20 protein-coding genes and 3 rRNA genes are annotated in these 26402 nt (G+C 62.5%); all 23 read right to left on the bottom strand.

The window, feature by feature from the left end:
• Positions 1–60: 60 nt before the first annotated feature.
• The 23 genes from BJL86_RS07445 to argC all read right to left on the bottom strand — a co-directional run bounded on the left by BJL86_RS07445 (position 61) and on the right by argC (position 26339).
• Positions 61–1008, bottom strand: coding sequence for a site-specific tyrosine recombinase XerD (locus BJL86_RS07445; protein ID WP_067476903.1), 948 nt, complete (start codon positions 1006–1008; stop codon positions 61–63).
• 39 nt (positions 1009–1047) lie between these two features.
• A complete protein-coding gene (locus BJL86_RS07440; RefSeq protein ID WP_067476900.1) occupies positions 1048–1608 on the bottom strand; it encodes an NUDIX domain-containing protein in 561 nt (186 codons plus the stop codon).
• 17 nt (positions 1609–1625) lie between these two features.
• The gene (locus tag BJL86_RS07435; protein WP_067476897.1) at positions 1626–3386 is read right to left on the bottom strand and encodes a CTP synthase; all 1761 of its coding nucleotides are present in this window, start codon (positions 3384–3386) and stop codon (positions 1626–1628) included.
• Positions 3387–3566: 180 nt separating this feature from the next.
• Positions 3567–4742, bottom strand: coding sequence for a putative cytokinetic ring protein SteA (gene steA / locus BJL86_RS07430; RefSeq protein WP_067476894.1), 1176 nt, complete (start codon positions 4740–4742; stop codon positions 3567–3569).
• 161 nt (positions 4743–4903) lie between these two features.
• The gene (gene recN, locus BJL86_RS07425) at positions 4904–6631 is read right to left on the bottom strand and encodes a DNA repair protein RecN (protein WP_067476891.1); all 1728 of its coding nucleotides are present in this window, start codon (positions 6629–6631) and stop codon (positions 4904–4906) included.
• A 13-nt stretch (positions 6632–6644) separates the two neighbouring features.
• Positions 6645–7658: an NAD kinase gene (locus BJL86_RS07420; protein ID WP_082908656.1), complete on the bottom strand. Its 1014-nt coding sequence runs from the start codon at positions 7656–7658 to the stop codon at positions 6645–6647.
• 31 nt (positions 7659–7689) lie between these two features.
• Positions 7690–8538, bottom strand: a complete 849-nt coding sequence (locus tag BJL86_RS07415; protein ID WP_082908655.1) for a TlyA family RNA methyltransferase — start codon at positions 8536–8538, stop codon at positions 7690–7692.
• A gap of 27 nt (positions 8539–8565) precedes the next feature.
• The gene (locus BJL86_RS07410) at positions 8566–8877 is read right to left on the bottom strand and encodes a hypothetical protein (protein WP_067476885.1); all 312 of its coding nucleotides are present in this window, start codon (positions 8875–8877) and stop codon (positions 8566–8568) included.
• Positions 8874–9746 (bottom strand): HAD-IIA family hydrolase, encoded by an 873-nt coding sequence (locus BJL86_RS07405; RefSeq protein WP_197487637.1) that lies wholly within the window; start codon positions 9744–9746, stop codon positions 8874–8876. Before BJL86_RS07405 ends, BJL86_RS07410 begins: the two co-directional genes overlap by 4 nt.
• A gap of 34 nt (positions 9747–9780) precedes the next feature.
• A complete protein-coding gene (locus BJL86_RS17390; protein WP_197487636.1) occupies positions 9781–10326 on the bottom strand; it encodes a tetratricopeptide repeat protein in 546 nt (181 codons plus the stop codon).
• Between the two features lie 633 nt (positions 10327–10959).
• A 5S ribosomal RNA gene (gene rrf, locus BJL86_RS07395) occupies positions 10960–11076 on the bottom strand.
• A 96-nt stretch (positions 11077–11172) separates the two neighbouring features.
• Positions 11173–14271: ribosomal RNA gene (locus BJL86_RS07390) — 23S ribosomal RNA — on the bottom strand.
• Positions 14272–14648: 377 nt separating this feature from the next.
• Positions 14649–16164: ribosomal RNA gene (locus BJL86_RS07385) — 16S ribosomal RNA — on the bottom strand.
• The 16S, 23S and 5S rRNA genes sit together here, the layout of an rRNA operon.
• A gap of 561 nt (positions 16165–16725) precedes the next feature.
• On the bottom strand, positions 16726–18009 hold the full coding sequence (gene tyrS / locus BJL86_RS07380) for a tyrosine--tRNA ligase (protein ID WP_067472921.1): 1284 nt from the start codon (positions 18007–18009) through the stop codon (positions 16726–16728).
• A 27-nt stretch (positions 18010–18036) separates the two neighbouring features.
• Positions 18037–18255, bottom strand: a complete 219-nt coding sequence (locus BJL86_RS07375) for a Trm112 family protein (protein ID WP_067472923.1) — start codon at positions 18253–18255, stop codon at positions 18037–18039.
• A 176-nt stretch (positions 18256–18431) separates the two neighbouring features.
• On the bottom strand, positions 18432–19880 hold the full coding sequence (gene argH, locus BJL86_RS07370) for an argininosuccinate lyase (protein WP_067472926.1): 1449 nt from the start codon (positions 19878–19880) through the stop codon (positions 18432–18434).
• The gene (locus BJL86_RS07365) at positions 19877–21076 is read right to left on the bottom strand and encodes an argininosuccinate synthase (protein ID WP_067472929.1); all 1200 of its coding nucleotides are present in this window, start codon (positions 21074–21076) and stop codon (positions 19877–19879) included. Before BJL86_RS07365 ends, argH begins: the two co-directional genes overlap by 4 nt.
• Before the next feature lie 92 nt (positions 21077–21168).
• On the bottom strand, positions 21169–21687 hold the full coding sequence (locus BJL86_RS07360; protein ID WP_067472931.1) for an arginine repressor: 519 nt from the start codon (positions 21685–21687) through the stop codon (positions 21169–21171).
• Positions 21688–21689: 2 nt separating this feature from the next.
• Positions 21690–22619: an ornithine carbamoyltransferase gene (gene argF, locus BJL86_RS07355; RefSeq protein ID WP_067472934.1), complete on the bottom strand. Its 930-nt coding sequence runs from the start codon at positions 22617–22619 to the stop codon at positions 21690–21692.
• A 20-nt stretch (positions 22620–22639) separates the two neighbouring features.
• Positions 22640–23851, bottom strand: coding sequence for an acetylornithine transaminase (locus BJL86_RS07350; RefSeq protein ID WP_067472936.1), 1212 nt, complete (start codon positions 23849–23851; stop codon positions 22640–22642).
• Positions 23848–24861: an acetylglutamate kinase gene (gene argB / locus BJL86_RS07345; RefSeq protein WP_414836060.1), complete on the bottom strand. Its 1014-nt coding sequence runs from the start codon at positions 24859–24861 to the stop codon at positions 23848–23850. The genes BJL86_RS07350 and argB overlap by 4 nt, the downstream gene beginning before the upstream one ends.
• Positions 24862–24868: 7 nt before the next feature.
• Positions 24869–25270 carry a hypothetical protein gene (locus tag BJL86_RS07340; protein WP_156515245.1) on the bottom strand — a complete coding sequence of 134 codons (402 nt, stop codon included), beginning with the start codon at positions 25268–25270 and terminating at the stop codon, positions 24869–24871.
• 34 nt (positions 25271–25304) lie between these two features.
• A complete protein-coding gene (argC, locus tag BJL86_RS07335) occupies positions 25305–26339 on the bottom strand; it encodes an N-acetyl-gamma-glutamyl-phosphate reductase (RefSeq protein WP_067472942.1) in 1035 nt (344 codons plus the stop codon).
• Positions 26340–26402: the final 63 nt, after the last annotated feature.

Genomic DNA, 26402 nt, shown 5'->3' with positions numbered 1-26402 from the left:
CCGCTCCTCCTTTGGCAGTTCCAGTGCCCCTGGCACATTCTCAACAACCCTACCGCCTGACTACTTCGCGCGCGGATGGGATTCGGCCCAGACTTCCCTCAGCGTCTCGATCGTGACCTTCGTATAGATCTGTGTCGTGGACACGGACGCATGTCCGAGCAGCTCCTGCACCACGCGGATATCTGCGCCGCCTTCGAGGAGGTGCGTTGCGAACGAGTGTCTCAGCGTATGAGGCGATACCTCGGTCTCGATACCGGCCCGCCGTGCCGAGTCACCGACCAACTGCCACAGCGTCTGCCGACTCACTCGGTCACCGCGCTTATTGAGGAAGAGCGCGGGTTTTCCCGCCGTGTTGAGCGCCGGACGGGCACGCACGAGATAGGCGCCGAGCGCCTCGCGAGCCGGACCGCCAACCGGAACGAAGCGCTCCTTCGACCCCTTGCCGGTCACCCTCATCGCTGCGAACTCGCCGGGCTCGGCACGCACCACCGCCCCCACGTCGTCGAGATCGAGATCGATAAGCTCGCTCGCCCGCAGCCCGCTCGAATACAGCAACTCGACCATCGCCCGGTTACGGATGCGCCCGGGGTCGGTATCGACCTCGGTGTCCCCGGCCGCCTCGATCAGCGCGAACACCTCGGCGACCGACAGCGCCTTCGGCAGCCTCTGCCCCGAACTCGGCAGCGCGACCGCGGCGGCGACGTTGTCCGTCACCGTCCCGTCTTTCGCCGCGAACTTGTGCAGGCCGCGCACCGCCGACATCGTCCGCGAGACCGAGCTCGCTGCCAACGGCTTGGTCCCCGCTTCCCTATCGCCTCGGCCAAGCCTTCCGCGAAATTCCTCGACATGACCGCTGTCGACCGACCGAAGCTCCTCGACCCCCACCGAGTCCAAGTACTCCTGGTATCGGGCGAGATCGCGACGATACGCGGCGAGAGTATGCGTAGCCGCACCTTTTTCAACGGCGAGGTGGTTCAAATAGTCGGCAATGACGTCGGAGGTGCTCATTCGCCCGGCCTCCCTCCCCCGCGAGCGGCGCAGGCCATATCAGGACATGCCGAGCCGGTGTGACGCCGCCAGCACTCCGGCCACGGCTATCGCGTTGACGATCTGCCCGGACAGCACCCGTTCTACAGCTGTCGAGAGAGCTACCCAGTCGATCTCGATCTCCGATTCCTCGTGCTCTCGAGTCTGTTTCGGAGTGTCTGAGAGATCGGTCGCAAGAAACACGTGCACGACTTCTGTAGAGAAGCCGGGGCTCGTCGCGAGGGTGACGAGACGATCAAGGCGCCCCGCCCGCAGGCTCGCCTCTTCCTCGAGCTCGCGCGAGGCTGTCTCTTGCGGAGCCTCACCGGCGACGTCACGAAGACCCGCAGGTACCTCCCACAGCCGCTCACCCATGGGGTGTCGATACTGGCGGATGAGGCACACCTCGCCCGCTGCGTTCACGGCGACGATGCCCACGCCGCCCATATGCTCGACAACCTCGCGTGTGGCGGTCTCGCCGCCGGGCATCACCACGGTATCCATGCGCACGGAAGCGACGACTCCGTCGTAGGCACGCTCGGAATCGGTAACCTCGTAGGTCCGATCATCAGAACCATCCATGGGCAGCGATCCCCTGCCTACTCCTCGGCGGAGTCGGCGGTTGCGTCCTCCGCCTCGGCCGTGGCGGGCTTCGCCTGTCCCGAGTTCTCGCGCCACGGCTCGACGGGAAGGGCGAGTTCGTTGCCATAGGACAGCGCTGCCTCGACGAACGCCGCGAACAACGGATGCGGACGCGTCGGACGCGACTTGTACTCGGGGTGGGCCTGGGTGGCTACGAGGAACGGGTGCTGCGAGCGTGGGTACTCGACGAACTCGACGAGGTTGCCATCAGGAGAGGTACCCGAGAACTCGAGACCGGACTTTGCGATCGTGTCGCGGTACGAGTTGTTCACCTCGTAGCGATGGCGATGGCGCTCGCTAACCTCGGTCGTCCCGTAGGCGTCCGCGACGATCGAGCCGCGAGAGAGCGAGGCCGGATAGGAGCCAAGGCGCATCGTTCCACCGAGGTCGGCGTCTCCCGACACGGCCTCGAGCTGGTCGGCCATCGTGGAGATCACGGCGTCGGTGGTATCCGGGTCGAACTCTGTAGACGAGGCGCCTTCGAGCCCCGCCGAACGCGCAGCTTCGATCACGACGCACTGAAGACCCAGGCAAAGCCCGAGGAGCGGCAGCTTGTGCCGGCGCGCATAGCGGATCGCGCCGACCTTGCCCTCGATGCCGCGGATACCGAAGCCGCCGGGCACACAGATGCCGTCGACCCCGTCGAGCGCCTCTCGGGCGCCCTCTTCGGTCTCACAGCGGTCGGACTCGACCCAGCGGATCTCGACCTTCGCCTGATTGGCGAATCCGCCCGCGCGCAAGGCCTCGGTAACCGATAGGTACGCGTCGGGAAGATCTATGTATTTGCCGACCAGCGCGATCGTCGCCTCTTCGCGCGGATTGTGCACGCGGTCGAGCAGCCCGCCCCACACGGTCCAGTCGACGTCGCGGAAAGGCAGGTTGAGCTTGCGCACGACGTGCGTGTCGAGGTGCTCGCGGAAGAGCACCTTCGGGATGTCGTAGATGCTCGGTGCGTCCGGAGTGGAGACGACGCCTTCGATGTCGACGTCGCACATCAGCGCGATCTTGTTCTTGACCCCGTCCGGGACGTCGCGGTCGCAGCGCAGGATCAGGCCGTCGGGAACGATACCGATCGAGCGCAGCGCCGACACCGAGTGTTGCGTCGGCTTGGTCTTGAGCTCGCCCGAGGGCGCCAGGAAAGGCACGAGCGAGACGTGCAGGAAGAAAATGTTCTCGCGTCCGACGTCATGACGCACCTGTCGCGCCGCCTCGAGGAAAGGCTGCGACTCGATATCGCCGACGGTGCCGCCGATCTCGGTGATCACCACGTCCGGGGTCTGCCCCTCGGAGTCGGGCTGGTTCATCGCGAGAATACGGCTCTTGATCTCGTCCGTGATGTGCGGAATGACCTGAACGGTGTCGCCGAGGTACTCGCCTCGGCGCTCCTTGGCGATCACCGAGGAGTAGACCTGCCCGGTGGTCACATTCGCACCACCGGTGAGGTTCCGGTCGAGAAAGCGTTCGTAGTGCCCGAGGTCGAGATCGGTTTCCGCGCCGTCCTCGGTGACGAACACCTCGCCGTGCTGGAACGGATTCATCGTGCCCGGATCGACGTTGAGGTACGGATCGAGCTTCTGCATCGTCACGCGCAGACCGCGCGCGGTAAGAAGCGCCCCGAGGCTCGAGGCTGTCAGGCCCTTGCCCAAGGAGGACGCAACGCCGCCTGTAACGAAAATGTGCTTGGCGCTCTGCCGGGATCCGGCGCGATTTACAGACAATGTGACTCCCCGTGTCTAGGCATTCAGGCGGCCGGCCGAGCCGGCGTCTTCGGACGTGCTTCCCACGGGGCTTCAGAATATCACGCGCCGCCCGCCGCTTCTCAAACGAAGCAACGGGCGGCGCGTCGGATTCATCTCTCGCCGTAGGGGCTCCGCTTCGCTCCACCCGACTCTACGGACTTACTGGAACAGCCCTTGTACCCACATCGCGAAGGTGTTCCACTGCTCCACCAACCAGGAAATGACGGCGGTGGTCTGATCCTGGTAGATCAGTGCCGCGGCCACTACCGCGAGGACGACGAGCACCAGCATGGCGAGCACGAGCGCGCCCCCACGGCTGCGGTACAGACTCGAGCATGCATGCGCGGGAACGAGCTTGTCGCGCACGACCATGTTCACCACCGAGGTCGACGGGGACATCCCGTTCTCGGCGTACTGCTCGGCGAGCCCATCGGTCTCTCCTGCCGTCACAATCATCGCGGCATCGCCGTGGTGCGCGAGGAGCACCGCGAGATCGCGCGCGGGAGCCGCCGCGGGGAAGGTCATCGCACCAACTTCGAGCGAGGTGATGCGCTCGATGCTCGGGCACTGTCCGTCGCGGTCGGCGGCAAGCACGATCTCACCGGCATCGCGAAGCACATTGTCGTTCATCACGCGCGCGTCTCCGACGACGATATCGGCGCGAATGCCGGCCTCACGGAGCACGTTGGCGCCGGCGTCGACACCGATCATGATCGGGCGGTACTCGCGGATGAATGGCTTGAGGTCCGAGAGTTCCTTCGCCGAGCCGGGGCCGTCGGAGACGATGACCACATGCTGATCGGCGAAATCGACGCGCAGCTGGGGCATGCCCTCGCCGTCCAGCAGCAGCGAGTGCTCGACGTGAAGGAACTCGACGGCGTCGGCGTAGTGCGACAGCGCCGAGTCCACGAGCGCCGTTTCGGCGTCGGCGTTGGAGTCCATGAGCGCCGAGGCGTCGGAATCGAGGCCGGCGGCGAGTTCGTGCTCGCCGAGCCACAACGAGCCCTCGTCGATCCGGACCTTGTCGCCGTCCCCCAGACGAACGATTTCATCCGCGTTCACGCCGGAAAGCACGGGCACGCCGGCGCTCGCGAGAATGCGGTATGCGGCGCGTGGGGTGCGCGCGGCGGACTTGGCGACGTTGACGACGTAGGCGGGCGAAGCGTCCACGATTGCCGTCGCGTCGTCTGCGGAGAGCTCGTCGAGTGAGACGAAAACGATGTCCTTTTCGGACATGCGCCGCGGCAGCACGTCACCCTTGCGGGGAACACGCGCGGTACCTGCGACACCGGTGAGTTCTGGATTACGGCGAGAGAGGAGCCCTGACATCTTCATGCCAATGACTATGCCTGAAGTAAAGGTTTACACTTACGCGACTCGCCGTGTCGCATGAGGTTGTACGCTACAAAAATTACACACGTGTCATTCGAGGCGTCGATGTGCGCCAGTGATGAGCGGTGATCATTGTGACTCAGGTGATTTACGCCCGGCAGGGCTCACCGGCTGTCCGCCTGCGCCTTGTCCAGCAGGTCCTTCGCATGTGCCAGGCCCGAATCCGAATCGTCCATCCCGGCGAGCATGCGCGCGAGCTCGCGTACGCGCTCTTCCCCCTCGACAGCCTCGACTCCGGAAATGATCGACGACGCTCCCGAGCTCTTTCGCACCACGAGGTGGGTATCGGCGAATGCCGCGACCTGCGCCAAGTGCGTGACGGCGAGGACTTGGTGATTCTCGGCGAGCATCGCGAGTCGCTTCCCGATCGACAGCGCGGCCTTGCCGCCGACGCCCGCGTCGACCTCGTCGAATACGAGCGTGCCGCCGGAGGTGTTGCCCGCGAGCACCACCTCGAGCGCGAGCATCACGCGCGAGAGCTCACCGCCGGAGGCGCCCTTTTCCAGTGGGACGGCACCCGCGGCGCCGGAGAGCAGCATCCGCACCGAATCCAGTCCCATCTCGGTCGGCACGACTCCGCCGATCTCGGGTCCCGAGCTGGCGGGTTCCACCCGGACCTCGAGCTTCGCCCCGCCCATCGACAGCTCGGCAAGCTCTCCGCTCACGGCTTTCGCCAGTTTCGTCGCGGCCTTCTTCCGGGCAGCGGTCAGCTCGCGCCCGGCGGCGACGATCTCTTCCCGCAGCCTCTTCACCTCGCCCTTGAGCGCATTCATCGCCTCGTCGGAGGTGTCGAGTCCGTCGAGCTTGCTCCGCACCGAGTCCGCCCACGCCAACACGCCGTCGATGTCCTCGCCGTACTTGCGCGTCAACCCCTTCAAGGCATGACGTCGGGCCAGCGCATTCTCGAGCGAGTCCGCGTCCACGTCGAGCTGCGACAGGAATCCGCCGAGCTCGTTACCCACGTCCGAAAGTGTCACTACGGCCTCGGCCATCTGCTCGGACAACGAGATCAACTCGGGGTCCTCTGTCGCCCGCAGCGCCATCGACAACTGGTCGAGCTGGGAACCAATGGCAGGGACCGACGCGGCCTCGTCGCCCTCAGTGAGAGCGGTGTGCGCACTTGACGCGGCGAGACGCAATTCCTCGGAGTCGGTGAGTCTTCGTATCTGCGTATCGAGGTCGGCGTCCTCGCCGGGCTGCGGGTCGAGGTCCTCGATCTCCCCGAGACCCATGCGCAACATGTCGGCTTCCTGCGCCATTTCGCGCGCCGAGGCGTTGCGGCGCGCGAGGTCCTTTTCGGCGGCCTTCCACTCGGCGTACACCGAGCGGTACTTCTTCAGCGCCTTCTCGGTCCCCGTCCCGCCGTAGGTGTCCACGGCGTCGCGTTGTTTCTCCGGCTGCAGCAGCCGCAGCTGGTCATTTTGGCCGTGGACGGCGAGCAGCGGGCTGCAAAATCGACCGAGAGTTCCCACCGGCACCGAGCGTCCGGCCAAATATCCGCGGGATCGCCCGTCCTGCGACACGCGGCGCGAGGCGATCACCGAGCCATCATCGTCGGTCTCGCCGTCGATTTCGTCGACAACGGCCGCGGCCGCCTCGCGGTCTCCTCCGGCGACGTCAGCAAGCACGAAACGTCCCTCGACGAACGCGCGATCTGCCCCCTTACGCACCCTGGAGGCGTCCGCGCGGGAACCTGTGAGCAGCCGCAACCCGGTGACCACCATCGTTTTTCCTGCGCCGGTTTCGCCGGTGAGTACCGAAAGCCCCGGAGAGAATTCGGCAACGGCGCGGTCGATGACGCCTAGTCCGCTGATCGAAAGTTCTGTGAGCACGCGTTCCAGACTATTAGAGTCCCGGGGGACGCGGGGTATCCGTCCGCCCGCGCCAGCCGGTCACGGGCAACTGGAACTTGCTCACCAAGCGGTCGGTGAAGGGTTCGTCGTCGAGCCGCACCCACTTGACGTCGCGGGACCCCGCCGCAACTTCCACTCTCGCCCCCTCGGGCACCGACAGCGAGCGGCGTCCGTCGAACGAGGCGAGGCAGCGCTGGGATTTCGTGCCAATCTCGACGGCCACGTGGCTCGACGGGGACACGACCAGCGGCCGGGCGAACAGGGCGTGGGCGTTGTTGGGCACGACCATCATCGCGTCGAGTTCCGGCCAGACGATCGGACCACCTGCACTGAATGCGTATGCGGTCGATCCCGTGGGCGTGGAGACCATCACCCCGTCGCAGCCGTAGTCACTCACAGGCCGCCCATCAACCTCCACGGTCGCCTCGAGCACGCCCTGACGCTCGATTTTCTCGATGCTCACCTCGTTGAGCGCCCAATTGGTGCCGATCAGATCCGCCCCGAGATAGACGGTCGCCTCGACCGTCATCCGGTTGACCACGTGGTAGTCACGATCGACGATCTGGCGCACGACCGCCGGCAGCGAAGCGACCTCGGATTCGGCAAGGAAACCGACATGGCCGAGGTTGACGCCGAGCACCGGCACATTTGCCGCCCGCGCGTATTCCGACGCGCGAAGAAACGTGCCGTCGCCGCCGAGCACGAGCACCAACTCGCACCCCTCGGCCGCCGCAAGCGTCGACCCGACGATCTCGATTTCGTGTCCGTCGAGAATCGCGGACCCCGCATCCCCCACCGACACTCCCGGCGCCGGGCGCTGGGTGATCTTCGCCCCGTGCAAAGCCAGCACCGTCGCCTCGACCATTCTCACGACGACGTTCTGCCGCACGCACTCTTCGACTACGTGGTTGACGGCGGCCGCGCTAGCTTCTCTTGTGATGTTCGCCTCCACCAGGATCCGGCGCTGTTCTGACGGCGAGCTGTCCGTTTCGCTGTGCGTCGTCACGGCGTTCGTTCCATTGTCGTGCTCATCGTGGCTAGGGTCCTTCCGTCACGGCGCGGGAAATCAGTTCCCTCGGAGTAGGCAGGGGCGAGGGCATTTCGTGGGGCGCCGGTACCACAGTAATTGTTTCGAGTTCGACCGGCCGATGGAGCCAGAGAAAGTACTCGACATTTCCACTTGGACCGGGAAGCGGGCTCGCGGTGCATCCCTTCACGACCAGCCCAAGGGCTTCGCTGTACCGGGCGACATGTTCCACGGCGGCGGCCCGAAGCTCGTCCGATCGGACGACGCCGCCGCTCCCCAGTCGGTCCTTGCCCACTTCGAACTGTGGCTTGATCATGGGCAGAATGTCACCGCCGGGCCGCGTGCAATCCGCCAGGGCCGCCATGACGAGCGTCAAAGAAATGAACGAAAGGTCGGAAACGACGAGATCGACGGGGCCTCCTATGAGCTCCGGGCTCAACGTGCGCACGTTGGTCTTGTCGAACACCTCGACCCGTGGGTCGTTTTGGATACGCCACACGAGTTGGCCGTATCCCACATCGGCGGCGACGACCTGTTTTGCGCCACGCTTGAGCAGAACGTCGGTGAACCCGCCCGTAGACGCCCCCGCATCCAGGCACCGCGCGCCTTCTATTGGTACGAGGTTTTCGCTCACGTTCTTGCCGAATTCGTCTAGGGCGCCGAAGAGCTTGTGCGCCCCTCGCGAAGCCCACTGTTGGGTATTCTCGCGAATCGCGATCGACGCGTCGGGCGCTACCTGGGTAGCCGGCTTTTCCGCCCGGACCCCGGCCACGACGACTGCGCCCTCGGCGATGAGTTGCCTTGCGCGCTCTCGGGAGTCGACGATCTTCCTCCGAACAAGTTCGGAGTCGAGCCTCATTCTGCTGGGACGAGCCACGTGTCCGCCCTACTTCCGTCCCGAGTCGAGTGAGGCGAGCGCGTCCGCGAGGGCATCGTGCGCGGCGTTCAGTGCGTCGAGCTGATCTGCGGTAACTTCCACGAGTTCCTCTTCGTGGGACTCACCACTGGAGTCGGCCACGTCGGCATCTTCACGCTCTGTGGAGGCAGGCGATTCCACCGTGACAAGTACCCCGTCTGTCACGGCTTGATCGAGGAGATTCTCGACATGCTCACGCAACCTGGCTAGATCGATTCCCGATCCCGGCATTGCGCCCGGGTCGGGGCGGTTGGCATCCGCTGAATCGGTTTCGGACTTCACGTATGAACATCTCCCTCGGTTGTGGAGAGCGGAAGGGACAGGGCCTCAAGCCCGGGCGCGACGAAGGTCGGCCGGGAACCGGCGTCCGCGCGATGCGCCTCGGCTTCGGTGGAGACACCGGTCAGCACCAACAGTGAGTCCATTTGCGCCGCGCACGCTCCCGCGATATCTGTATCGAGGCGATCTCCGATCACGAGTGGACGTTTCGACCCGATCGCGCTTGCGGCTCGACGCAGGATCTCGGCGCCGGGCTTCCCTGCGACCTCTGGTTGCTGCCCCGTGGTCACTTCCATCGCCTTGACGAAGGCGCCATTCCCGGGAAGAAGGCCCCGCTCCGTGGGCAACGTGGTGTCGGTGTTGGACGCTATCCACCTGGCTCCTGCTCGGATCGCGAGTGCCCCTTCGGCGAGTTCAGCCCATGTCAGCTCCTTGCTCAGACCCTGGAATACAACTTCAGGCTCCTCGTCGGCATTGGAGACAACTTCGAAGCCGGCCTCACGAACAAGCTCTGCGAACGCAGGCGCACCGACCACTAGGGCCTTCGTGCCCTCCGCCAAAGATTCTTCAGCAATTGCCACAGCCGCTTGGGAGCTCGTCATGACCTGATCGGTCGCGGCGGAAAACCCCAGCGAGCAAAGCAATTGGGCGACGTCAGCGGGCGCCTTGCTCGCGTTATTGGTCACGAACGACACCGGCAGGTCGAGAGAGGCGAGAGCTTCAGGCGCGCCAGGAACCGCACTCGCTCCGCGAATGAGCGTGCCGTCGAGGTCGAACAGTAAACCGTCGTAAGACGAGTGAAGTGGACCGGAATCTGCCGATACAATCGCCTCGTCGACTGCTCGAGCGGCGTTCTGCGGTTGGGCATTCACCTGCACATACTTCCTTTCCCGATACGGGGAACCCCTAGGCGAGTTTGTCGAGCCGGAATTGAGCGTCCGTAGCCTCTTCATCGGCTGCCAACGAGGATTCGAACCATGCGCGTGCTTCACCGGTTCGCTCCGCTGCAGCCAGGACGTCGGCGTAGGCATACGCCAAGCGTGCGGCTTGTTCTCCCTTCCCGTTCTTGGAGAGTCCGGCATCCTCGAGGGTCACGAGAGCAGCGTCGATCTGCTCGAGATCCAGCCTTGCACCGGCCTCCACGATCTTGAGCTCGACGAGGTCCGAACTATCAAGTTGCTGTGATTCTTCGCTGCGTGCAAGTTCGATTGCGCGTTCCGGACGTCCTAGACCTCGCTCGGCATCGGCCATAAGCGACAGGAGGCCGGGGCCTCCCTGGAGACGGCGTGCAGCTCTCAGCTCCGAAAGAGTCTCCGCCCATTCGCCGCAACTATAGGCAATGACGCCTAACATTTCGCGCACGACGCCGATGCGACCGGCACGTGCCTTGGCCGCACGTCCGTGTCGCAGTGCCAGTTGCGGGTTTTCTTCAAGTGCCCACATCGCGGCCACGAGGTGACGTGCTACGGCGTCCGCGTTCTCCTTGTTCAGCGTGCGTAGATCGCGGCGAATCTCGGGCTCAAGGTCCTGCGGGGTGATGTCCTCCGGAATCTCTGGAGCGTCGACGCGATTCTGAGAGGGAGCCCGATCCGACTCTGCCGGGCGCCGGTCCCTTGGTCCGCCCTGTCGACGATCATCTGGACGCCCGCGGCGTTCTCCTCGGCGATCATTGCGTCCGCCGGTGTATGCACCTTTGGCGCGGCCTTGCCGGCGCTCGGTCGTCCAATTCCGATCGGAAGCATGTCGGCGGGGACCATCGTCCGAAGACGTGGTGGATCGGTAGTTCCTGCCGCGACTTTCGCCAAAAGAAGAGTTGTTTCGATTACGGTCGCCCCGCCTGGGCACGTCGCTGTCGCTTCGTGGCGCTCGGTGCGAGCCTTCATTTCCGGAATTATTCACTCGGGCTTCTCTCCCTTTTTCGCGATACGTGCGCGCGCCGAACTACGACCCCTATGAAGTTCAAAGCGACGGCTTGAGTCTATCTCTTAGTAGTGGGAACGAGGCGCATGGCGCTATAAAAAAGCATGAAAAAACCTGGTTCCCGAACCGCATAATAAGCGGTCGGGAACCAGGTAATCAATTTTAGTTCGGCGGTGTCCTACTCTCCCACAACCTCTCGGTTGCAGTACCATGGGCGCTGGCAGGCTTAGCTTCCGGGTTCGGAATGGGACCGGGCGTTTCCCTGCCGCTATAGCCACCGAAACACGGTGAAACAGGCAGCCACACACGCAAACCATGTGTGGTGTGGTGTTTCAGATACTGCACAGTGGACGCGTGTATCAATTACAAGTTACTTGTGTGTGTAAGTCCTCGGCCGATTAGTACCAGTCACCTCCACACATTGCTGCGCTTCCAGTTCTGGCCTATCAACCCCATGGTCTGTGGGGGGCCTTAACCCGTAAAAGGGTGAGAAACCTCATCTTGGAACAGGCTTCCCGCTTAGATGCTTTCAGCGGTTATCCCTTCCGAACGTAGCTAACCAGCGATGCTCCTGGCGGAACAACTGGCACACCAGAGGTTCGTCCGTCCCGGTCCTCTCGTACTAGGGACAGCCTTCCTCAAGTTTCTTACGCGCGCGGCGGATAGAGACCGAACTGTCTCACGACGTTCTAAACCCAGCTCGCGTGCCGCTTTAATGGGCGAACAGCCCAACCCTTGGGACCTACTCCAGCCCCAGGATGCGACGAGCCGACATCGAGGTGCCAAACCATCCCGTCGATATGGACTCTTGGGGAAGATCAGCCTGTTATCCCCGGGGTACCTTTTATCCGTTGAGCGACACCGCTTCCACTTGCCGGTGCCGGATCACTAGTCCCGACTTTCGTCCCTGCTTGACATGTACGTCTCGCAGTCAAGCTCCCTTGTGCACTTGCACTCAACACCTGATTGCCATCCAGGCTGAGGGAACCTTTGGGCGCCTCCGTTACTCTTTGGGAGGCAACCGCCCCAGTTAAACTACCCACCAGGCACTGTCCCTAACCCAGATGATGGGCCGAGGTTAGACATCCAATACGATCAGAGTGGTATTTCAACAACGACTCCACACACGCTGGCGCGCATGTTTCACAGTCTCCCACCTATCCTACACAAACCGAACCGAACGCCAATACCAAGCTATAGTAAAGGTCCCGGGGTCTTTTCGTCCTGCCGCGCGTAACGAGCATCTTTACTCGTAGTGCAATTTCGCCGAGTCTGTGGTTGAGACAGCAGAGAAGTCGTTACGCCATTCGTGCAGGTCGGAACTTACCCGACAAGGAATTTCGCTACCTTAGGATGGTTATAGTTACCACCGCCGTTTACTGGGGCTTAAATTCTCAGCTTCGCAGGTTACCCCGCTAACCGGTCCTCTTAACCTTCCAGCACCGGGCAGGCGTCAGTCCGTATACATCGACTTACGTCTTCGCACGGACCTGTGTTTTTAGTAAACAGTCGCTTCTCTCTGGTCTCTGCGACCACCACCAGCTCACTGCGTAAAGCAGGTCACCAGCCGTGGTCCCCCTTCTTCCGAAGTTACGGGGGCATTTTGCCGAGTTCCTTAACCACAGTTCTCTCGATCGCCTTGGTATTCTCTACCTGACCACCTGTGTTGGTTTGGGGTACGGGCCATGTGTGAACTCACTAGAGGCTTTTCTCGGCAGCATAGGATCACTGACTTCCCCACAACGGGTACGCATCACGTCTCACACATCAAGGCAGCGGATTTACCTACTACCAGTGCTACACGCTTACACCAGCACAACCATCGGCTGGCACAGCTACCTTCCTGCGTCACCCCATCGCTTGGCTACTACCAGTTCAGGTCCCGCGCATCCAGTCCACGACACCCCGAAGGGTGTTCTAGAACATTCAGGGCGGTTAGTATCACTGATTCACCATGGGCGCGCACACACGGGTACGGGAATATCAACCCGTTGTCCATCGACTACGCCTGTCGGCCTCGCCTTAGGTCCCGACTCACCCTGGGCAGATTAGCTTGACCCAGGAACCCTTGGTCATTCGGCGGACGAGTTTCTCACTCGTCATTCGCTACTCATGCCTGCATTCTCACTCGTGTGGGCTCCACACCTAGATCACTCCGGCGCTTCTATGCCCACACGACGCTCCCCTACCCAGCCGAACCCCTGCCCGCAGGAGGGTATATGTTCGACTGCCGCGGCTTCGGCGGTGTACTTGAGCCCCGCTACATTGTCGGCGCAGGACCACTTGACCAGTGAGCTATTACGCACTCTTTCAAGGGTGGCTGCTTCTAAGCCAACCTCCTGGCTGTCTCAGCGATCCCACATCCTTTTCCACTTAGTACACGCTTAGGGGCCTTAGCCGGCGATCTGGGCTGTTTCCCTCTCGACTATGAAGCTTATCCCCCACAGTCTCACTGCCGCGCTCTCACATACATGGCATTCGGAGTTTGGCTGACGTCAGTAACCCGGTAGGGCCCATCGGCCATCCAGTAGCTCTACCTCCACGATGAAACACGCGACGCTGCACCTAAATGCATTTCGGGGAGAACCAGCTATCACGGAGTTTGATTGGCCTTTCACCCCTACCCACAACTCATCCCCTCAGTTTTCAACCTAAGTGGGTTCGCGCCTCCACGACGTCTTACCGTCGCTTCACACTGGCCATGGGTAGATCACTCCGCTTCGGGTCTAGAGCATGCCACTGGGTCGCCCTATTCAGACTCGCTTTCGCTACGGCTTCCCCACAACGGGTTAACCTCGCGACATACCACTAACTCGCAGGCTCATTCTTCAAAAGGCACGCCATCACCCCAAAAGGCTCTGACGGATTGTAAGCACACGGTTTCAGGTACTATTTCACTCCCCTCCCGGGGTACTTTTCACCTTTCCCTCACGGTACTTATCCGCTATCGGTCATCGAGAAGTATTTAGGCTTACCGGGTGGTCCCGGCAGATTCACAGCAGATTTCACGGGCCCGCTGCTACTCGGGTGACAAGATCGCGTCACAGCAATGTTTTCAGTTACGGGACTCTCACCCTCTACGGCCGGCCATTCCAAGCCATTCACCTAACGCGCACGCATCCACGCCAGCATCAACAGCTACTGGACACTCGCTCCCACAACACCGCACGCGCAACCCCTGTCAGGTATCACACGCGCACGGTTTAGCCTGATCCGCGTTCGCTCGCCGCTACTAACAGAATCACTATTGTTTTCTCTTCCTGCGGGTACTGAGATGTTTCACTTCCCCGCGTTCCCTCCACACGCCCTATATATTCAGGCGCGGGTAACACCACATCACTGGTGCTGGGTTTCCCCATTCGGACATCCTCGGATCACAGCTCGGTTGGCAACTCCCCGAGGCTTATCGCAGCCTCCAACGTCCTTCATCGGCTCTCGATGCCAAGGCATCCACCGTGTGCCCTTACACACTTACAAAACACACAATAAAGAAAGATACTCGCGTCCACTGTACAGTTCTCAAACACCACAACACCACCAACCAACACCCACGCCACCAGCGCAGGCTGAATCAATGATGCCAACGAGACAAACCACACAAACACCCACAAAAGGGCCATTCATGCAGGTGGTGTCTCAGACACCCAACAGCGCATCCATGCACACAACCGATCACTGTGTACGCGTTCCTCAACGCGACACACGAAACGAACCGTGTTACGTGATAAGTGTTCCACCCAAGGCCACCACAAAGGGCCACGCGATGAGCACGCGTGAAACCACCACCAACACCACACGGCGTCAGATGGTATGGCCAATAAATTCAAGAACGATCTTGAAAAAGATCTCCTTAGAAAGGAGGTGATCCAGCCGCACCTTCCGGTACGGCTACCTTGTTACGACTTCGTCCCAATCGCCGATCCCACCTTCGACGGCTCCCCCCACAAGGGTTAGGCCACCGGCTTCGGGTGTTACCGACTCTCATGACGTGACGGGCGGTGTGTACAAGGCCCGGGAACGTATTCACCGCAGCATTGCTGATCTGCGATTACTAGCGACTCCGACTTCATGGGGTCGAGTTGCAGACCCCAATCCGAACTGAGACCGGCTTTAAGAGATTCGCTCCACTTTACAGTATCGCAGCCCTCTGTACCGGCCATTGTAGCATGTGTGAAGCCCTGGACATAAGGGGCATGATGATTTGACGTCATCCCCACCTTCCTCCGAGTTGACCCCGGCAGTCTCTCACGAGTCCCCAACCGAATTGCTGGCAACATGAGACAAGGGTTGCGCTCGTTGCGGGACTTAACCCAACATCTCACGACACGAGCTGACGACAACCATGCACCACCTGTATACAAGCCACAAGGGAAACGACATCTCTGCCGTCGTCCTGTATATGTCAAGCCCAGGTAAGGTTCTTCGCGTTGCATCGAATTAATCCACATGCTCCGCCGCTTGTGCGGGCCCCCGTCAATTCCTTTGAGTTTTAGCCTTGCGGCCGTACTCCCCAGGCGGGGCGCTTAATGCGTTAGCTGCGGCACGGATCCCGTGGAAGGAAACCCACACCTAGCGCCCACCGTTTACGGCATGGACTACCAGGGTATCTAATCCTGTTCGCTACCCATGCTTTCGCTCCTCAGCGTCAGTTACTACCCAGAGACCCGCCTTCGCCACCGGTGTTCCTCCTGATATCTGCGCATTTCACCGCTACACCAGGAATTCCAGTCTCCCCTGTAGTACTCAAGTCTGCCCGTATCGCCTGCACGCCCACAGTTAAGCTGTAGGATTTCACAGACGACGCGACAAACCGCCTACGAGCTCTTTACGCCCAGTAATTCCGGACAACGCTCGCACCCTACGTATTACCGCGGCTGCTGGCACGTAGTTGGCCGGTGCTTCTTCTGCAGGTACCGTCACTTGCGCTTCGTCCCTGCCGAAAGAGGTTTACAATCCGAAGACCGTCATCCCTCACGCGGCGTCGCTGCATCAGGCTTGCGCCCATTGTGCAATATTCCCCACTGCTGCCTCCCGTAGGAGTCTGGGCCGTGTCTCAGTCCCAATGTGGCCGATCACCCTCTCAGGCCGGCTACCCGTCGTCGCCTTGGTAGGCCATTACCCCACCAACAAGCTGATAGGCCGCGGGCACATCCTGCACCGAAAAACTTTCCAACAACCACCATGCGGCAGAAGCTGAATATCCGGTATTAGACCCAGTTTCCCAGGCTTATCCCGAAGTGCAGGGCAGATTACCCACGTGTTACTCACCCGTTCGCCACTCGTGTACCCCGAAGGGCCTTACCGTTCGACTTGCATGTGTTAAGCACGCCGCCAGCGTTCGTCCTGAGCCAGGATCAAACTCTCCATAAAAGCTCTAAACCATATAGAAAGAGCAAACCCTAACCAAAAAACAAACCAAAACTGGCCTGTATAAAAAACGTCACCCCCCGCTAAACGAGGAAAAACAGGAGATGACAACCAAAAAAAAATTTGGCACTATCACTACATAGACACACTGTTGAGTTCTCAAACACCACCCAGAAACACAATCAACCAACAAAACCGCTGGCCAACCCGCATTCCCGGCCGCCGCAACCTCCCGGAAGCAACTCCCCCAGCCTAGCAAGCTCGTCGCGACGAACCAAATCGTCGTTGTGAACTGTTAGAATCAGGGTTTGGACTCCCCGAGCTGGGAACGCTTACTTTAATCGCGTTCCCTGTTCTGGTCAAGTCCGAACTTCGCGGTTGAGAAGAACCTTTCCCTTTCGGGTCGGCCCCGCTCGCTTGCGGCCTCAACTAAGTTACACACCTTTGAAGTAGGAACCAAATCGGCAGGTAAACACGATTTTCGTCAATTTTGATGCCTCTTGAAAGACCGAGCGGCGGCCGGTGTCCCGACCGCCGCTTATTCGCGCACTTGATTGTGGATACCTACGTGTCGCCGATCCGATGTACTCCGGCAAAGGTCTTCTTTCCTCGACGAAGTACGAGCCAGTTGCCATGCAGCCAGTCCGAATCGCTCGGAGTCCACTCGGAGTCCGCAATCTTCTGGTTGTTTACCGCGACGCCGTTCTCCCCGATCGACCGACGTGCCGCTCCCTTACTTTCGCAAAGTCCACTGGCTACCAACATTTCGGTGATGTTGCCTGGCGACGACGCCTTCACCTCGGCAACTTCGGTCTCTCGCAGAGCTGCTTCGAGGGTCGATTGGTCAAGTGTGCCGAGATCGCCCTTGCCAAATAGTGCCTTGGCAGCGCTCTCGACCTTCTCCACCGCAGAGTGCCCATGAACCAGCTCGGTCATTTCTTGTGCAAGTTTCCGCTGAGCGGCCCTCATGTGCGGCTTTTCCGCAGTAGCTGTTTCGAGTTCGGAGATCTCCTCACGCCCGAGGAAGGTGAACCACTTGAGGAATTTCACTACGTCGGCGTCAGCAGTATTGAGGAAGTACTGGTACCAGGTGTAGGCGCTGGTCTTGGCGGGATCGAGCCACAGGCTGCCTCCACCTGTGGATTTACCGAATTTCTTGCCGTCGGCGGTGGTGACCAGCGGAACCGTGAGGGCATGAACGGATTCGTTATCGACCCTGCGATTCAGATCGACGCCCGAAACGATATTCCCCCACTGGTCCGAACCGCCAATTTGTAACGTGACGTTATCGGACCGGCGCAACTGCAGGTAGTCGTTTGCTTGTAGAAGCATATAGCTGAACTCGGTGTACGAGATTCCGTCGCCGTCCAATCGGCGTTTGACGGTATCCCTACTGATCATCGTGTTCAACGAAAAGTGCTTGCCCAGGTTTCGAAGGAACTCGATTACCGTCAAGTGACCGGTCCACTGCATGTTGTTGACCATGATCGCCCCGGAACTCGGGTCGTCAAAGTCAACGAAACGCTCCAACTGGCCGCCGATTTTCTCCGACCAGTCGGCTACGGTGTCGGCCGAGTTCATGACTCGTTCGCCTACATCCCGCGGATCGCCGATCATTCCGGTAGCTCCACCGGCAAGAAGGTACGGCTTATGCCCCGCCAGTTGGAATCGCCGCAGGGTCAAAAGTGGAACCAAGTGGCCTGCGTGCAAGCTGTCCGCGGTCGGATCGAAGCCCGCGTAAAGCGAGATCGATCCCCTGTTCAAGTGTTCCGACAACGCATCCAGATCCGTGGACTGGGCAATAAGGCCACGCCATTGGAGGTCGTCAATTATGTCGAAATTCGTCATGTCTAAGAATTGGTCTCTCGTGATCCGCTAGTTGCTGCTATCGCCGATTTCGGCCGCCAAGGACTTTTGCTCGTCCGACGTGGCTTCTTGAGCTTCGTCTCGCAGAAGCACAGGAATCCCATCATCGATGCGATAGATCAGATGAAGCCTCGGATTGTATAGGCGGTCGCCCGAGACCGGGGACAACGGCCCACGGTCCACTGGGCACGCAAGTATCTCGAGCAGGCGGGGATCAAGCGAAGTCATAGCCTCAAGGTTACGTCGTCGGATTTCCATCCGCTTACAGCCTCGCTCGGATTGGCGGTTTTTCCTGTTCAAAGGCGGCAATTTCGCCCGGCGTTTCTCGGAAAGCACGAGGCCTCCCCCTGCAGCGAACGCGTGGGAAGGCCTCGTTGTGATTCCGATTCAGGTGGAGCGTCTCGCTAGGCCTGGATCCAGTCTTTCGCTGCGGAAAGATTCTCGGCGACGCGTTCACGCTGTTTTGCGACGGCAGCTGCCGCCGTCCCACCACGGGAGTTACGCGAGTCGATCGAGCCACGCACGGTGAGGACCTCCCGCACCGCCGGCGTCAATGACTGATCGGCCGACTGAAGCTCTTTGTCTGTCAGCTCGTCGAGACCGACACCTCGCTTCTCCGCCAGACGCACGCATTCCCCCGCGGCCTCATGGGCAACGCGGAACGGCACGCCCTGCCGAACCATCCATTCGGCAATGTCCGTGGCGAGCGTGTAGCCGGCCGGTGCCAGCTCTTCCATACGCTCCGGATGGAATGTCAACGTACCCACCAGCCCCGCGATCGCAGGTAGCAAAAGATCGAGCTGGGCGACCGAATCGAAAACCGGCTCCTTGTCTTCCTGCAGGTCACGGTTGTACGCGAGAGGTTGTGCCTTGAGTGTGGCGAGTAGGCCGGCAAGATTTCCGATGAGTCGACCGGTCTTGCCACGGGCGAGTTCGGCGACGTCCGGGTTCTTCTTCTGCGGCATGATCGACGAACCGGTCGACCATTCGTCCGCCAGCGTGACATATCCGAATTCTGGCGTACACCATGCGATGACCTCTTCGGAAAGCCGAGACAGGTCAACCGCAATCTGTGCGAACACGTAGGCCGCTTCGGACGCGAAATCGCGCGACGACGTGGCGTCGATCGAGTTGTCCGCAGCAGAATCGAAGCCGAGTTCCGCGGCTATGGCGTCCGGGTCGAGTCCAAGAGACGAACCAGCGAGCGCGCCGCCGCCGTACGGCGACACGGCGAGGCGGCGATCCATGTCGCGGATACGGTCGAGATCGCGCAGCAGCGGGTGCACGTGAGCCAACAGCTGGTGCGCGAGCAGCACGGGCTGAGCGGCCTGGAAGTGCGTCTTTCCCGGCATCACGGTGTCCGGGTGCGCATCCACCTGGGCGAGCAACGCTTCAACGACGTCAACAAGCCCGGCGGACACACGGCGAGCGGCGACGCGGACCCACATGCGGAATTGCGTGGCGACCTGATCGTTGCGACTGCGGCCGGCGCGCAGCCTCCCGCCGACCTCGGGGCCGACTCGGTCGATGAGGCCGCGTTCGAGCGCGCCGTGCACGTCTTCGTCGCTCTCGGCCGCGACGAATGCCCCCGACTCGACGTCGGCGGCGAGTCGGTCGAGTCCGGAGAGCATCGTCGTGAGATCGGCATCGCTGAGAAGCTCGGCGCGATTGAGCACGCGGGCATGCGCCTTGGACGCCGCGATATCGAACGGGGCAAGCACCCAGTCGAAATGCGTGGACTTACTCAGCGCAGCCATCGCATCTGCGGGGCCACCGGCGAAACGGCCGCCCCACAGCGCTCCGGTGTTGGTGCCGTGCCGACCCTCGCCCGTGGTGGGTTCGGCGTCGCTCATAGTCCGAGGTCCCGCTTCGACGCGATCTTCGAGGACAGGCCGTGGATCTGGACAAAGCCCTTGGCGTAGGACTGGTCGAACGAGTCGCCCTCGTCGTAGGTCGCGAGGTTGAAGTCGTATAGCGACTCGTCGGAACGACGGCCGTTCACGGTGATGTGTCCACCGTGCATGACCATGCGAACATCCCCGGACACCCGCTGCTGAGTCTCTTCGACGAATGCGTCCAATGCACGCTTGAGCGGCGAGAACCACAGGCCGTCGTAAACCAGCTCGGTCCACCGCTCTTCGATGCGGCGCTTGTAGCGGCCGACCTCCCGCTCAAGGGTGACGTGCTCGAGCTCCTGGTGCGCGGTGATGAGCGCCATCGCGCCCGGAGCCTCGTAGATTTCGCGGCTCTTGATGCCGACGAGGCGGTCCTCGACCACGTCGAGCCGGCCAACGCCCTGGGCACCCGCGCGGCGGTTGAGCTCCTCGATGGCCTCGAGCACGGTGACCTTGCGGCCGTCGATGGCGACCGGCTTGCCCTTCTCGAAGGAGATGGTCACCTCATCGGGAGCGGAGAAGTTGACGGTCGGATCCTCGGTGTAGTCGTAGACGTCCTTGGTCGGGGCGTTCCACAAGTCCTCGAGGAACCCGGTTTCGACTGCGCGGCCCCACACGTTCTGATCGATGGAGAACGGCGACTTCTTGGTCACCGTGATCGGGATGTTGTTCTCCTCGGCGAAGTCGATCGCCTTCTCGCGCGTCCACGCGTAGTCGCGAACCGGGGCGATGACGTCGAGGTCCGGCGCGAGGTTCATGAAACCGACCTCGAATCGGACCTGGTCATTGCCCTTACCCGTGCAGCCGTGCGCCACGGCCGTCCCACCGTGGGCCTTCGCGGCCTCGGTGAGGTGCTTGACAATAAGCGGGCGCGAGATCGCGGACACTAGCGGGTAGCGATCCATGTAGAGGCCGTTGGCCTGGATCGTCGGAAGGCAGTACTGCTCGGCGAACTCGTCGCGGGCATCGACGACGATGGACTCGACCGCTCCGCAATCGAGTGCGCGCTGGCGCACGATGTCCATATCCTCGCCGCCCTGGCCGAGATCGATCGCGACCGCGACGACCTCGGCCCCGGTCTCCTTGGCGATCCAGCTGATCGCCACCGAGGTGTCGAGTCCGCCCGAGTAGGCCAGAACCACGCGGTTTGCCATTGAATTAGCTCCTTTGCGAAAGATATCTGTGTATCTGTATCAGTTCGTTACTTCGATTATGACGGCACCAGGAAAACCCCGTGCCGTTCGGTCTACTGTGCCAGCTGCGCGAGCAGTTCGGCGAGGCGCTCGCCGGTAACGGGTTCGCGGGCGAGCACGAAGATCGTGTCGTCCCCGGCGACGCATCCCACGACATCAGGAAGATTGGCTCTGTCGATGGCGCTCGCGAGGAAGTTCGCGGCGCCCGGCGGCGTGCGGAGGACCGCGGTGTTGCCACTGAAGTCCATGCTGGTCATCAGCTCGCCGAGGAGCTTGCCCAGGCGGTCGGTGCCGCCGTGCACGCCGTGGATCGGTCGCCCGTCCTCGGGAAGTACGTAGCGCCCGACGCCGCCGTCCGCGGCGCGCATCTTGATCGCGCCGAGCTCGTCGAGATCCCTGCTGAGGGTCGCGATCGTGACGGCGATCCCCGAGCGCTCCAGCGCCTCGGAGAGCTGGCTCTGGCTACGCACGTCCTGTCCGTCGAGAATCTGCGCAATGACGGCATGGCGTGCCGCCTTCGACGCCGGCTTCACTCTCACGGTGCTGTCGTTCACGTCCGTCGCCTCCGCCATGCCTACGAGCGCTCGACCAGCCAGGCGAGCAGCGCCTTCTGCGCATGCAGGCGGTTCTCGGCCTCGTCGAAGACGCGAGAGGCTGCGCCCTCGATCACGTCATCGGTGATCTCGTTGCCGCGGTAGGCAGGGAGGCAGTGGAGAACGATGGCGCCCTCGGACGCGGCATCGACGACGCGCTGGTCGAGCTGGTAGTCGCGCAGGTCGGCGAGCCGCTGCTTACCGCTCTCCTCCTGCCCCATCGAGATCCACGTGTCGGTGATGAGCACGTCCGCTCCTTCCGCGGCGGCGAGCGGATCGGTGGTCACCGTCGCCGAGCCGCCGGTCTCTGCCGCGACTTCCTTGGCCCGTTCGACGATCTCTGCCTCGGGCTTGTACCCATCCGGCGCGGCGATGGTGATGTGCATGCCGGCGAGCGCGAATCCGATGAGATACGAGTTCGCCATGTTGTTGGCGCCGTCTCCCACGTACACGGCCTTGAGGTCCGCCGTCTTCCCGCCGAAGTTTTCGCGCACCGTGAGCAGGTCGGCGAGAATCTGGCACGGGTGGAAATCGTCGCTGAGCGCATTGACGACCGGCACGCTCGCGTGGGCCGCCATCTCTTCGAGCCCGGACTGCGCGTAGGTGCGCCACACGATCGCCGAGACGTAGCGGTTGAGTACGCGCGCGGTGTCCGCGAAGGTTTCGCCCTTGCCGAGCTGGGAGCTCTGCGAGTCGACGACGATCGGGTTACCGCCGAGCTCAGCGATGCCCGCGTCGAAGGAGAAGCGCGTGCGGGTCGAGGTCTTGTCGAAGATGACGGCGACGGAGCGCGGTCCGGCGAGCGGTTTGTGCCCGTAGCGGTCTGCCTTGAGGGTTGCCGCGAGATCGAGGATCTCGGCTTGTTCGGCCGCGGTGACGGAGTCGTCGCGGAGGAAGTGGCGTGGAGTCACTGTGGTGTCCTTTTGGGAAGTTATTCGCCGCTGGTCACGGCGTCGAGGATCGACGGAAGCGCTGCGGTGAACGACGCGAGCTGGTCCTCGGTGATGATCAGGGGCGGGGCGAGGCGGACGACGTCGGCACCGGCGGTACCGACGATGAATCCGTGTTCGCGGGCTGCGGTGACGACCTTCGCGGCGACCGGTTTCTCCAGCACGATTCCGAGGAGCAGCCCGCGGCCACGGACGCCGGCAACCAACGAATGGGAGAGCATCTCCACCTCCGCCGTCACAAGCTTGCCCAGTCGATAGGCGTGATGGGCCAGCCCCTCGGATTCGATGACGTCGAGCACCGCGAGTCCAGCGGCCGAGGCTATCGGGTTACCGCCGAAGGTGCTTCCGTGTTGGCCGGGCTGAAGCAGCTCGCCGGCGCGGCCGATGCCGAGGACTGCACCGATCGGCAGTCCCCCACCGAGCCCCTTGGCGACGGTAATGATGTCGGGCACGATGCCGGCTCCGCGCGAGGCGAACATCTTGCCCGTGCGGCCGATGCCCGTCTGCACCTCGTCGCAGACCAGCAGGATGCCGTACTCGTCGCACAGGCGCCGAACATCGAGAAGGTAGCCCTCGGGCGGATCGAAGACTCCGGCCTCGCCCTGGATGGGCTCGACGAAGATCGCGGCTACGTCGTTGGGATCGCCTGATTCAACGACCGCACGGAGAGCGGCGATGTCCCCATAGGGGAAGAATTCGGCGCCCGGCGGCAACGGCTCGAACGGCTCGCGCTTATCCGGCTGCCCCGTGATCGACAGCGCGCCCATCGTCCGCCCGTGAAACCCGCGCTCGGCGGCCAGCGTGCGGGAACGGCCCGTGAGGCGAGCGATCTTGAACGCCGCCTCGTTCGCCTCGGTGCCGGAGTTGCAGAACATCGTGCGCACCGGCTTGTCCGTGTCGACCGCTTTCGCGAGCCGCTCGGCGAGCTCCACAGTGCGCGGGTGAATGTAGATGTTCGACACATGCCCGAGGGTGGAGACCTGTTCGGTGACGGCCTCGACGAGTTTCGGGTGCGCATGCCCGAGCGCGTTGACCGCGATGCCCGAGAACAAGTCGATGAACTCGTGCCCCTCGCTGTCGGTGACGACGACCCCCTTGCCCGAAACAAGCTCGACCTCGGGAGTGCCGTAGTTGTTCATCAGGGCCGCGGCCCACCGCTCCTTGAGCGAGTTGTTCAGCGCGAAAACGCTCATGCCCTTTTCCTTACGTCGTGATCTCCATTGGTGACCATCGTCCCGATCCCGCCCTCGGTGAGCAGCTCCAGCAGAACCGAATGCGGAATTCGCCCGTCGATGACCTGCGCGGCTTCCACCCCGTTCTCGACCGCATGCAGGCAGGACTCCATTTTCGGGATCATGCCCGAGGCGAGGCTCGGAAGAAGCTCACGAAGACGCTCGGACCCGAGGTATGACACCAACGAGGACCTGTCCGGCCAATCCGCGTAGAGACCCTCGATGTCGGTGAGCATGACCAGACGCACCGCGCCGAGCGCAGTCGCGAGCGGGGCCGCGGCGGTGTCCGCATTGATGTTGTAGACCTGCCCACCGGGGCCCGGCGCGATCGTGGAGACGACTGGGATCCTGCCGGAGTCGATGATGTCCATCACCGCGCCCGGGTTGACCTCGACGACGTTGCCCACGAGCCCGATGTCGACCTGCTCCCCGTCGACCGTCGCGTAACGCTTCTCGGCGGTGAACAAGCCGGCGTCCTCACCGGAAATTCCGACCGCGTACGGCCCGTGGGCGTTGATGAGCCCGACCAATTCTCGCCCGACCTGGCCGAACAGCACCATCCGCACGACCTCCATCACCTCCGGGGTCGTGACACGGAACCCGCCGCGGAACTCGCCCTCCATGCCCAGGTTGCTGAGCATCGCGTTGATCTGGGGTCCGCCGCCGTGCACGACGACTGGCTTCATCCCACACGTGCGCAGGAAAACCATGTCCTCGGCGAATGCCGCCTTGAGGCGCGCATCGACCATCGCATTACCGCCATATTTGATGACGATGATCTTGTCGCCGAACTTCTTCAACCACGGCAGCGCCTCGACGAGCACGTTTGCCCGAACATAAGGCGAGAGCCCCTCCAACACCTCTGCGATGCCGTCGTCCGCGCCGGCCGCCGCGCTTCGTCCCGGCGCGGAGTCGAGGACGTTCTCCCCCGTCGGCTCGCCCATGGCCGTGTCCTTTCCCTCGGAAATCATCTGTCCTCTACTCCTGTTGTGCGCGGTCCGCGCCCGGGATGATTCGTAACGTCGCACCGCCGAGACTGGGAAGCTCCCACGGACCATCGCTTCGCGCGATACTCTCCGCAGCTTCGCCAGGGTCGGCCACGCCGCAGATCGCCACATCGATGGCACCGACCTCTGTGCCGCCTGATTCGCCGACGATCTTCGCCGCCGATTCGACGATCCGGTGGACCACATCGAACCCGCGTTCCGGGATCGACGGGCACCCCGCGGTGACGACAATGGCGCGCAGCGATCTCGAGTGCGCCTTCTGCCTGGTCCATGCAAGTTCCGCCGTTCGATCGGGACCGGCGACGTCAATCCGCGCGGTGGTGCCGGGCCGCAGCGAAAGCAGCCGCACATCTACCGATTCCAGTTCGGTCACGTCTTCGAGCCGAGGCATCATCCGAATCCGGGCCCTACGGCGCGAGACCGACGAGGGGAAGACCTGCGGTCTCCTCGAGCCCGAGCGCGATGTTCATCGACTGGATCGCCCCACCGGCCGTGCCCTTGGCGAGGTTGTCGATTGCCGAGGTGACGATCGCCGTTCCGGCTGTCGCGTCCACCTCCACGCCGATCTGCACGCAATTCGAACCGAGTACGTTCGCCGTCATGGGCTGCTGGCCGGCAGGCAGCACATGGACGAACGGCTCGGTGGCATACGCCTCCGCATAGGCGGCGCGAATTTCTTCGGCCGAATGGCTGGTGGGGATGACGGCGGTCGTGAGGATCCCCCGGGCCATCGGCGCCAGTACCGGGGTGAACGAGACCTTGAGCTGAGCGTCGGTGAGTCCACCGAGGTTCTGGGTGATCTCCGGGATGTGGCGGTGCACGGCGACGCCGTAGGCCTTCGCCGAACCATGGACCTCCGCGTGGAGCATGGGCACCTTGGCGGCCTTGCCCGCTCCCGAGCTTCCCGTGACGGACACGACCGTGATCTGCTCGCTGAACAAGCCGCGCGCGACACCCGGCATGAGCGCGAGGGTCGCGCCCGTCGGGAAGCAGCCGGGAACCGCGATCTTTTTCGTGTTCGCGAGAATCTCGCGCTGGCCGGGAAGTTCGGGGAGCCCGTACGGCCAGGTGCCCGCATGCTCGGTGCCGTAGTACTTCTCCCAGTCCGCGGCATCGGCGAGGCGATGGTCGGCGCCAAGGTCCACAACGAGTGTGTCCTCCGACAGCTGCGCTGCGATCTCGCCCGAATGACCGTGCGGGAGACCGAGGAAGACGACATCGTGCTTCGCGAGAATTTCCGGAGTGGTCTCCTCCAGCACGCGGTCCGCGAGCGGGATGAGGTGGGGATGCGAATCGCCGAGGCGCTGGCCGGCGTTGGAGTTCGCAGTGAGGGCGCCGATCTCTATGCTGCCGTCACGGACCCCCGGGTGGTCGAGAAGGAGACGAAGGAGCTCTCCCCCGGCGTAACCCGACGCTCCGGCAACTGCAAGTGAAATCGTCATGCGCCCACTGTGCAATATTTTACGTTGATTTGCAACTACTTACGCACCACGTGTGGCACGCTC

The sequence above is a fragment of the Dietzia timorensis genome (genome assembly GCF_001659785.1).
GTDB classification, from domain to species: domain Bacteria; phylum Actinomycetota; class Actinomycetes; order Mycobacteriales; family Mycobacteriaceae; genus Dietzia; species Dietzia timorensis.
The sequence above is the reverse complement of the archived record's forward strand: the minus strand, read 5'-3'. Positions and strand labels throughout refer to the sequence as shown.

Excerpts from the sequence above, each read along its gene's own strand:
- BJL86_RS07445 (WP_067476903.1), bottom strand. The coding sequence starts at position 1,008 with ATGAGCACCTCCGACGTCATTGCCGACTATTTGAACCACCTCGCCGTT.
- tyrS (WP_067472921.1), bottom strand. The coding sequence starts at position 18,009 with ATGACGAATTTCGACATAATTGACGACCTCCAATGGCGTGGCCTTATT.
- argH (WP_067472926.1), bottom strand. The coding sequence starts at position 19,880 with ATGAGCGACGCCGAACCCACCACGGGCGAGGGTCGGCACGGCACCAAC.
- BJL86_RS07440 (WP_067476900.1), bottom strand. The coding sequence starts at position 1,608 with ATGGATGGTTCTGATGATCGGACCTACGAGGTTACCGATTCCGAGCGT.
- steA (WP_067476894.1), bottom strand. The coding sequence starts at position 4,742 with ATGAAGATGTCAGGGCTCCTCTCTCGCCGTAATCCAGAACTCACCGGT.
- BJL86_RS07360 (WP_067472931.1), bottom strand. The coding sequence starts at position 21,687 with ATGGCGGAGGCGACGGACGTGAACGACAGCACCGTGAGAGTGAAGCCG.
- BJL86_RS07375 (WP_067472923.1), bottom strand. The coding sequence starts at position 18,255 with ATGACTTCGCTTGATCCCCGCCTGCTCGAGATACTTGCGTGCCCAGTG.
- BJL86_RS07350 (WP_067472936.1), bottom strand. The coding sequence starts at position 23,851 with ATGAGCGTTTTCGCGCTGAACAACTCGCTCAAGGAGCGGTGGGCCGCG.
- argB (WP_414836060.1), bottom strand. The coding sequence starts at position 24,861 with ATGATTTCCGAGGGAAAGGACACGGCCATGGGCGAGCCGACGGGGGAG.
- BJL86_RS07365 (WP_067472929.1), bottom strand. The coding sequence starts at position 21,076 with ATGGCAAACCGCGTGGTTCTGGCCTACTCGGGCGGACTCGACACCTCG.
- argC (WP_067472942.1), bottom strand. The coding sequence starts at position 26,339 with ATGACGATTTCACTTGCAGTTGCCGGAGCGTCGGGTTACGCCGGGGGA.
- BJL86_RS07415 (WP_082908655.1), bottom strand. The coding sequence starts at position 8,538 with ATGAGGCTCGACTCCGAACTTGTTCGGAGGAAGATCGTCGACTCCCGA.